Source organism: Mesobacillus foraminis (assembly GCF_004340465.1).
Taxonomy (GTDB): domain Bacteria; phylum Bacillota; class Bacilli; order Bacillales; family Cytobacillaceae; genus Mesobacillus_B; species Mesobacillus_B foraminis.
Genome location: NZ_SLVV01000003.1, coordinates 39,542 through 48,884 on the forward strand (window position 1 = coordinate 39,542; position 9,343 = coordinate 48,884).

General features: G+C 44.8%; 6 protein-coding genes. 3 read left to right on the forward strand and 3 right to left on the reverse strand.

Translation table 11 applies throughout. The features are described 5' to 3' along the window. Positions 1-81 precede the first annotated feature (81 nt). Positions 82-1,236, forward strand: coding sequence for an asparaginase (locus EV146_RS04910; RefSeq protein WP_132002766.1), 1,155 nt, complete (start codon positions 82-84; stop codon positions 1,234-1,236). Between the two features lie 50 nt (positions 1,237-1,286). On the opposite strand, the gene EV146_RS04915 is transcribed toward EV146_RS04910, so the two are convergent. Then, complete coding sequence (locus tag EV146_RS04915) at positions 1,287-2,141, reverse strand: helix-turn-helix domain-containing protein (protein ID WP_132002769.1); 855 nt, start codon at positions 2,139-2,141, stop codon at positions 1,287-1,289. A gap of 170 nt (positions 2,142-2,311) precedes the next feature. Here EV146_RS04915 and EV146_RS04920 point away from each other — a divergent pair, with 170 nt between their 5' ends. Both EV146_RS04920 and EV146_RS04925 read left to right on the forward strand, forming a co-directional pair. After that, complete coding sequence (locus tag EV146_RS04920; protein ID WP_132002771.1) at positions 2,312-4,471, forward strand: Ig-like domain-containing protein; 2,160 nt, start codon at positions 2,312-2,314, stop codon at positions 4,469-4,471. Between the two features lie 257 nt (positions 4,472-4,728). Continuing rightward, positions 4,729-5,514, forward strand: a complete 786-nt coding sequence (locus EV146_RS04925; RefSeq protein ID WP_132002774.1) for a MerR family transcriptional regulator — start codon at positions 4,729-4,731, stop codon at positions 5,512-5,514. A gap of 127 nt (positions 5,515-5,641) precedes the next feature. On the opposite strand, the gene EV146_RS04930 is transcribed toward EV146_RS04925, so the two are convergent. Beyond that, positions 5,642-7,297, reverse strand: a complete 1,656-nt coding sequence (locus EV146_RS04930) for a rhamnogalacturonan acetylesterase (RefSeq protein WP_132002777.1) — start codon at positions 7,295-7,297, stop codon at positions 5,642-5,644. Positions 7,298-8,417: 1,120 nt separating this feature from the next. Beyond that, positions 8,418-8,759, reverse strand: coding sequence for a hypothetical protein (locus tag EV146_RS04935; RefSeq protein WP_132002780.1), 342 nt, complete (start codon positions 8,757-8,759; stop codon positions 8,418-8,420). Positions 8,760-9,343: the final 584 nt, after the last annotated feature.

Sequence of the window (9,343 nt, forward strand, 5' to 3'; positions counted from 1 at the left end):
TTACATACTCAATGATATTGCTAGATTTCTATTTTATAGTTGGAGTGTGAAGGAGTTAACAGAATCTAAGGGGGAAAAGAAATGATTGGAAGAAAAGTAAAACAGACATTATCGGTCATGACGGCGTCGACTTTACTGCTGGTAGGGACAACGGCAGTCGTGAATGAGGTGAATCCAAAGAAGATTACATACGCAGCGGCGAAAGAGGCGAGTGCGAAACAGGCGGCCGCCCTTCCTAAGGTTCAGGTGATTGGAACAGGCGGGACCATCTCGGGAAAGTCCACCGATGAGACAAGCTTCATTTCCTATCGATCCGGAAGCCTGGCAATCAAGGATATGGTGGATGAGCTGCCGAATGTAGAGAAAATGGCGGATGTGAGCACCACCCAATTCGGGAATAAAGGGTCCTCCGCCTACAGCATGCAGGATTTATATGATCTTTCCCTTTTAGTGGATGAGCAATTAAAGAAGAATGACGGCGTTGTCGTGACCACGGGAACGGATACGATGGAGGAAATCGCTTATTTCCTTGATTTGACGGTGCAGAGCAACAAACCGGTGGTTGTGACGGGCTCCATGCGTCCATGGACGGTGATTGGCAGTGACGCGCAGGCAAACCTGTTCAACGCCATCAAGCTCGCCGGGAGCGGTGAGACCTCCGGCTTCGGAACGGTCATTATGCTGAACGATACGATGTTCCCGGCCCGCGATGTGACGAAGACGAACAGCTACCGGGTCGATACCTTTGAGTCGCGTACGGGCCCATTGGGACATATTGATGAAAACAACATTCAGGTTTATGAAGCTCCAGCCCGTGCGTTTGAAAAGGGAGGGAATTGGCGAACGCCTTTTAATCTGAAGAAATTAAACAAAGCCGATCTGGCAAAGGTTGAAATCGCCTACTCCTACCAGGGTGCCGGCGGCGAAGCAATCAAAGCTTTTGCTGATAGTGGTGCCAAGGGAATCGTAACCGCAGGTACAGGGGCAGGCGGCATTTCCTCCGCTCAAAGCGCCGAGAGAAGAGCAGCCATTGAAAAAGGCGTCGTCTTCATGAGCGCAACGAGGACAGGTTCCGGAAGTGTCTATGGGGGCGGGGCCGGAATCATCCCGGCCGATAGTTTGAACGCGCAGCATGCCCGCATTTTGCTGATGCTTTCCCTGTCTTTCTCCGATGACTTTGACCAGGTGAAGGATTGGGTGACAAAGTATGGTGCACGTGAGGTGGATGTGAAGTAAGAGTTTAATAGAATTCCAGAGAGAAGTGTGGAGACACACTTCTCTTTTTTTTAGTTATACGTGTCCGTGTCCAGGTGGGCCTTCCGATACTGCCGGGGAGTCATCCCCTCCATCTTTTTAAAAGTCGTATTGAAGTGCGACAGGTGCCGGAATCCCACTTTATCAGCGACGATCGCCATTTTTTCCTGCGTCTCGCTTAAGTATTTTTTCGCTTCTTTTATGCGAACTTGCTGCAGATACTCACTGAAATGGTGCCCTGTAATCTTTTTAAATGTCCTGCTTAAATAAGAGGGACTGATGAAAAATTTCTTGGAAATCGACTCCAGGCTTATTTCTTTATGGAAGTTTTTACTCATATAGGAAGTGATCTCAGTCATTTTTTCGTACATTGGATGAGATTGCTCGCATGGATTTTGGTTATTTAAAAGCAGATGCCGCTGAAGGTTGATGAGCAGGAGGGTCAGGTTTAATTTTACACAGGTCTCAAATCCTGTTTTTTGTTCCCGGCATTCTGTATAGATATCTCCAATCGCTTTATTGATTGGGCCGTGCTCCTTTAGCGGCAATCTCAGCAGCATCGAGCTGTGGTGGAACGGAAACGCATCAGTGGCTGTCAGGGATGAAATAAAATCAGGCTTGAAATAGATCAGGATTCTTTCGTATAGGGGCACATTTGCACTTTTAGTATGGTGCAAATCCTTCGGGTGGATAATGACAAGATCGCCTTTTTTAACTGTATACGCCTTGTTGTTAATATAATAGACCCGTTCACCGTCGATTAAATAAAATAATTCATAGTAAGAGTGCTGATGGCTTTGCCCCATATTGTGCTGGCCTTTCATATACAAGTGCTGTATGGAAAAGGAATCCTCGATGCTAAATCGATTGTCAATGGCATCCTCCATATGGTCTTGCCTCCTTTTTAGTAGGATTTTATTGAAAATTCAATCTATTTTATTATAAAGGATTTTTTGGGAGAGGAGAAATGATTGGTATTTTTATATAAACACTTCTTCTATCATGTTACTATATAGTAGATTGAAAATTGGAAATTAAATGTTAGGAGATTGGGAGAATGAGATTATCCTTACTGAAAGCTGGAGTGTTGACGTGCTTCATGTTCCTGGGCGTCTCAAATGGGGAAGCTTCCGCAGAGACAACCTGGCCGGCCAAATGTGCCTCGTTTGGTGAAATGAAACCAAATCAGAACCCATCACCGCAGCACGTGAACTGCTTATTAACGAATGCAGCCTTAGAAGCGGATATTCCGCCGGAGGTTGTCAAGGCAGTAGCTGAGAAGGAAAGCAGCGGCTGGAGGCAATTTGATGCGGATGGGCAGCCCGTCATCGCACCTGATGGCGGAATCGGGCTCATGCAGATTACGAATCAATCAAAATACGATCAAGAGAAATTAAAAACGGACATTTCCTACAATATTCAGGCCGGGGTCGAGGTTCTTAACAGCATGTACCTCCGCAAAGATCTTCCGAAAATAAAAGGGGCAGGCCGGCACGTGATTGAAAACTGGTATTTTCCTGTCATGGCCTATAATGGGACAAAGCCTGTAAACAGCCCGCTTAAACAGGCAGATGGGAGTAAGAATACGGATGCCTATCAGGAGCAGGTCTTTGCCTTGATTGAAAAGAACTCCTTCCTGGATGATACGGAATTGGCGGAATTCCCTTTCAACAGGGCAGACTTTCAATATCTCACTGACAGTACTCAAAATATAGTCTTTAAAAAGCTGGAGTACACCATTAGCGGCCAGATGCATACCAGCACTTCTCTTTTTAAAACAGGGGATAGGGTTGTCACGACTCTAGCAACAAACTTAAGATCTCATCCGACGAGTGGTTCATCATCTAACCAATTAGCGGAAAATACACCATTGGTCATAACAGGAGATTTCGTATATGACGAATCAGTTGACAGGCAAAATCAATTCGTCTGGTATCCGGTCAAAACGGCTGATCAAAAGCTGACAGGCTATGTTTCCTCGGCTTATCTGGCTAAACAGCTGGATCTGCCATCAGTCAGCACGGTGGATGATAAAGATCGGGTGATTACCGGAAAAGCACCTGCAAATGCAACAGTTCAAGTGATGAACGGTTCAAAACTAGTCGGGAGCACGGTAGCTGGCAATAATGGAACCTTCACAGTGGATATTCCTGTTCAAAAAGCCGGGACGCAGCTGACCATCACCTATAAGGACAAGCTGAATGCTGAAAGTCCTGCTGCTGCCATAAAGGTCATCGATAAAACTCCTCCATCCATTTTAAATATAAATACTGTAACAAATAAGTCCAAGGAGGTTATCGGTAAGACAGAGGCAAATGCAACGGTCACACTGTCCATCGCGGGGAAGAGCTACATCAAAGTAGCGGATAAATACGGAACTTACAAAATTGCCATCCCGGTACAAAACACGGGGACTGTTCTATCCTTAACCGTAAAAGACACTGCCAAAAATTCGAGTGCCGTAAAGAAAGTGAAAGTCGTAAGGGTGGCACCCAATATCCCGGTTGTGAACAAGGTGAGCAATAAAGCGGCCGCAGTGACGGGAAAAACAGAAGCAAATGCGACCGTGACGGTATCAGTTGCGGGGAAGAATTATAGTAAAAAAGCGGATAAGTACGGTAATTACAAAGTATCCATCCCGGTGCAAAATACCGGAACATCTCTGTCTGTCACAGCAAAGGACAGCAAGGGAAAAGTAAGTATTGCAAGGAAAGTGGCTATTGTAAGAGCTGCGCCGAATATGCCTGGTGTCAGTAAGGTGAGCAATAAAACGACATCTGTGACAGGGAAAACGGAAGCCTATGCAACCCTGAAAGTATCGATCGCAGGGAAAAGCTACAGCAAAAAGGCGGACAAGTATGGAAACTACAAAGTGACAATTCCGGTGCAAAATGCAGGAACATCTCTATCTGTAACCGCAAAAGACAGCAAGGGCAATACAAGTGCGGCGAGGACATTGAAGATTTCCCGAGTTGCGCCGAATATGCCTACTGTCAATAAAGTAAAATCCACCTCTGCCGCAGTATCCGGGAAAACGGAGAAAAATGCAAAAGTGACCGTTAAAATAGGAACAAAAACCTATACTGCCAAAGCGAATGCTTACGGGAATTACAAGGTTTCCATTCCAAAACAGAAGGCAGGGAAAAAGCTATCTGTAACGGCCAAGGATGCAAAAGGACAAGTAAGTGCTGCTAGAACTGTTACTGTTTCAAAATAACCATTGAAAAGTTTGCCGGGGCTGCCATCAAGGCAGCCTCTTTCGTTCGGAAGGGTGAAGGGTTTTTGTCCCTGCTGAGTGAGGCGGTTTCTTTTCCAATGGAGCTGTTTAGAAAATAACGGCTTGATTCTCCTTGGAAACTTTTTTTGAAATTTCCGCTTGCACCTCCAGTTACGTCAGGAGGTAGAATCAAAGTATCAAAGGAGGCGGGGAGGTGACATTATCCTTGCCTCTAGTTTTAGCGGGGAGGGAACAAGTTGGGAGAGCAGAAAAAATACTTGATTGGTGAATTTTCGGAGCGAACCGGAACGTCGGTTAGAACACTGCATTATTATGATGAAATTGGACTGCTGACACCTGAAAAACATCCAGTTTCAGGTCACAGGCTGTACAGTGACCGTGACGTTTTGACCCTTCAAAAAATTGTGAGCCTGAAGGTCCTGGGTTATCCGCTTGAACAAATTGCAGACATGATTTGCAAGCCGACGTTTGATGTGGGCCTGAATGAATCCTTGTACCTGCAAAAGAAAGCATTTGAAGAAAAAAAGGAACAAATAGAGGCCGCCATCACCTCGATCAATCGAGTGATCACAATCCTGGAAGAAGAAGGGGAGGTGGACAGCGCTGTTTTAATGAGCTTGATCTCCAGTATCCAAACAGAAAAGGACCTGAAGCAATGGCTGGAAGAACGCGCACCAAAAGAAGTGGTTGATCAGCTTTTAAATAAATCGGAGGAAGAAAAGCTCGGGCTGGATAAGGCCTATGTCCAGCTTTCGAAGGAGGTAAAGCGACTATTTGGAAAACCATTTGATGATCCTGAAGTCCAAAAGCTGATCCTGGATTACATGAAAGCCACGATGGAGTTTGTTGGAGAAGAGGCGATCAAGGCTTTTCAACAAATGGATGTCCAGGATTCCGAACAGCTTGTGGAGCACTATCCATCACCTTTTACACCAGAAGAAGAGGCATGGCTTAATCAGGCGATGGAATACTGCATGACCCATCGTCACTTTATGCCTCCCGAAGATGGTGAAAGGAAGTAAGAGGGTTGATAGATGTGTCCCATTTAAATGGAAGCTTTAGATAGGGTTTCAGACTCAAGCAAAACCTTTCAATAGCGATAAAAAAGCAGAGCAAATTCAAACGATTTGCCCTGCTTTTGATTTTAAATTAAATATTCATCATGATGTAAACCTTGTACAGCAGGACAGCAGTCTCTTTTTTCGTCATCACACCCTTTGGCTGAAGCCTCTTGTTTTCATCAGGGATGATGAGGTTTAATTGAGCTGCTGATACCACTTTATTTACGAGTTCTGGCGAGATATCATTTTTATCAGCATAAAGGTCGGCATTCCCTGCCGGAGGGGCAATCTTCTTCTTTTGAGAGTAAGCATCCAGTGCCAGGCTGACGGCTGCTTCGCGAGTTAACAGCTCAGGCTTCGGCTCCAGGTTCTCAAGGCCCAGCTCGGTTGGCTTTACGCCTGTCAGTCTTTCCAGCATTCCTAAGTACTCCTGAAGGGTAACCTCCCGCTCAGGTTTGAAGTTATTGCCTGCTCCGGACATGACTCCTAAAAGTGCCATCTTTTCAATTTGCTCTCGTTCCCAAAGGGTTTCGGTATCTTTAAATACCTCTTTCATCACTTTGTGATAAGGAAGAGTGTATTGCGACAAGGCAGGAAGCTTGTCATTGATCTCCTCGACAATCATTCTTGCCATTTGTTTTGCACCTGCTTCTTTAAAATGGGTATTATCATTGAGCCCTGCCGGATAATTTGGAGCTTCGCCAGGCTTTAACTGCATGAAGATGGACGCCGTCCCTTCGTAGCCAAGCTGGTTGTAGTACTCCAGGCTTTTGGCATTCAAGTCGAGCAGGGTAAGCTTGTTCTCGGCAGCGACTTCTTTCATCGCTTGGGTATAGGCTGGGAAGCTATCCACAAAGGCGCCGAGGTCCTGTTTAAATGTACGTCTGTTCATGGAAGTCAGGGCAACCGGGATGGCGCCGCGCTGAATGGCCCCTTTAATGTAGTAATTGTTTAGGTAGGACTTGTATTCGTCAACGGTCACGTATCGGTCAGGATAATTAACGGCTTCATCGTTGTGTGCAAATTGAATAAAGACATAATCGCCAGGTTTGACGTCGACAAGCAAGTCATTCAATCGCCCTTCAGCGTAGGCCGTTCTGGTGCTTCTTCCTCCCATGGCCCGATTCTCGATTTTGATTTCCGGTTCGAAAAGACGGTCTATCACTTGTCCCCAGCCAGTCATTGGAGCCCGTGCAATTTCATAGGCCCGCACCGTTGAATCACTGATCAAAAAGATGGACGGCTTGTCCCCGGCTGTCCGTTTTGGGAGCGGAGTAATGGAAAGCTGGGAAAGGGCTGCAGGCTCCCCGGTAATTTTAAAATTCATAGAATCATCAATTAAAGCAAATCGGAAGGCCAAAACCTTTCCCCCGTCCTGCTCCACCCAGGACTTTTTAATTTCGACATTATTGATAAAAACCTTTGCTTTAGTGGTATCAACTGTTCCAGGGACAGAAAGGGAAACATTGTAATCATTTACTGGCAAATCGGCAGACAATTGAATTTCCGAACCAGAGATGGTCGTCTGACCGCTTTGGATGCTAGACGGGTTTTTCAGTCCGTAGCCTGTTTCTTTGCTGTAGAGGGAAGAAGAATTGATTGTTATGTAGCCCTCTTTAAGATTTTCACCGAATAAAAATTGAAAGCCTTTCTCGGTGTCGGCGGCTGATGCAGCGCTTACATTTGAGAATGCCGAAGATAAAACCAATATGGCCAGCAGCAAGATATTAAGTTGTTTACCCATGTGATCTCTCCTTTTATATGGTTGTTCTATAGGAAGTGCTGTGCGGCTTTTCGTAATCCTCCTCTCTCACACTTATTATTCGTTTCCAACTATAGCAGAGCCAGGAAGAAGAAAGTTACATCCACTTGCCCACTTTTTTCATATTTTTGTCTTTTTTAAAATAAAAACCGTGTGAGATATCATGACAAGGTGATAGTGAGAATGAAGATTCGAGTTTATACTTTAGTTAACTTAAGTTCCCTCCTTCCAATTGAAGAGCGCCCCAGGCTTTAGTGCCGGGGACGTAGGCTATCCAGGGCCAGTCAAGGATCATTGTTAAAAAACCCCTCTTAACAATGATGCAGTCTGGCCTGTAACTGGAAGGAGTAAAGTCTGAGAGATTTCACCTACCTCTCAGGCTTTTTTGTGCACTATTTCTTGAAAAAACGGTGTCCAGGCTGTGACAAAAGGTGAACCGCGGCCCTATTTTTACTGAAATAAAGGGTTCAGTGGTAAGAGGGGCACTATTTTTCGTGGAGGAAAGCAGCAAATTTGGATTTATCGATCGATGGCGACCATTTATCGATTGATTCTGTGAAGTTATGCATCGATTATTTTGGTTTATGCATCGATGGTTGGAGGTTATTGAAAAACTGGTGTCCAGGCTGTGACAAAGGGGAACTGAGGTACTGTTTTCACTTAAAATAATGTGTTTAGTGGTAAGAGGGGCACTATTTTTCGTGGAGGGAAGGAGTCGGTTTGGGTTTATGCATCGATGGCGACCATTTATCGATTGATTCTGGGAAGTTATGCATCGATTATTTGAATTTATTGAAAAACCGGTGTCCAGGCTGTGACAAAGGGGAGCGGGGCACTATTTAAGTAAAATTAATGGTATAAATGATTTGGGTTTATTGAAAAAACGATGTCCAGGCTGTGACAAGTGGAAGGGACAGTCGCATTGGGGTTGTCGGCATTATATTAAGATGGTGTCAAAACTGTGATAGGAACAATAACACAAAGAGCGCTTCCCGCTGCCGGAAGCGCTCTTTTCTGCAGAAGGCGGCTGCAGATTAATAGTAAAGATAGATAAATTCATATTTATATTATATATAGATTATTTAATTGTGGGTGCTGCGGCCTATATGGTTATCCCTCCTCTCAAAGTTGGAGTTATTTCACGATCACCCGGGCCTATGAATTGCAAAGCCGCAGGGGAGGATGCCCCGACTTTTCTCTTCACTTCCTCCAGCTGTAATCGGATTAGACTGGAAACGCGGCTTCCCTGCTTGGCATTCTGGCTGCCTAGTAATGACAGTCTTCTGGACTCACGCTCCACTTCTGGTGTTGCTTTCACCATCGTCATCACTTTTACCCGGTTCAGGATCTTTCGGACGGGCTCCTTCGCTTCTTCTTCTTTGGCAGTCTCATTGGCATTGGCATTTTGTTCAGGAACCTTTCGATGTAGGTTAAGAAATATCATACTTCATCTCACTACCTTTCCGAAAAGATGCAGGGTGCTTTCCCTGTAGGTAGTAATTCCCCCTCAAGACCGCCGATTCCTTTAAAAAAATGCCCTGTTTTCATCGCCATTTTCCTCTGTAATCCGCGTGGTATCAAGCTTAACTGAGGCAAAAGGCGAAATTCCGTCATCGAAATAGGAGGTATGCTGGCAGAACAAGGGGAACGGTTGGGGAAAAAGATTTTAAATTATTAAGAGGAATATTTAAGAGATCATTTTGAAATGGCAGTTTATGATATAGGTGTGATTGGAAGCAATTATCGATTGATGGGGCAAAGTGATCATCTGCGGTTTGTTTTTATTAAAAAACCGGTGACAGGCCGGTGACAACTGGCGGATTTCTACCTAAAAGATGACTTCTTACTAGAAAGAACATTGAAAGTGAACTGGATACGATTTTAAAACTGTCCTGATATAAATCTGAATCAGTTTATTGTTCAATGAAAAGGATGTATGCATCGATTCCTCGAAGTTATGCATCAATCATTTTGATTTATGCATCGATCATTTGATTTTATTAAAAAACCGGTGACAGGCCGGTGAAA

Coding starts and splice junctions, on each gene's coding strand:
- EV146_RS04920 (WP_132002771.1), top strand. CDS start 2,312: ATGAGATTATCCTTACTGAAAGCTGGAGTGTTGACGTGCTTCATGTTC.
- EV146_RS04930 (WP_132002777.1), bottom strand. CDS start 7,297: ATGGGTAAACAACTTAATATCTTGCTGCTGGCCATATTGGTTTTATCT.
- EV146_RS04910 (WP_132002766.1), top strand. CDS start 82: ATGATTGGAAGAAAAGTAAAACAGACATTATCGGTCATGACGGCGTCG.
- EV146_RS04935 (WP_132002780.1), bottom strand. CDS start 8,759: ATGATATTTCTTAACCTACATCGAAAGGTTCCTGAACAAAATGCCAAT.
- EV146_RS04915 (WP_132002769.1), bottom strand. CDS start 2,141: ATGGAGGATGCCATTGACAATCGATTTAGCATCGAGGATTCCTTTTCC.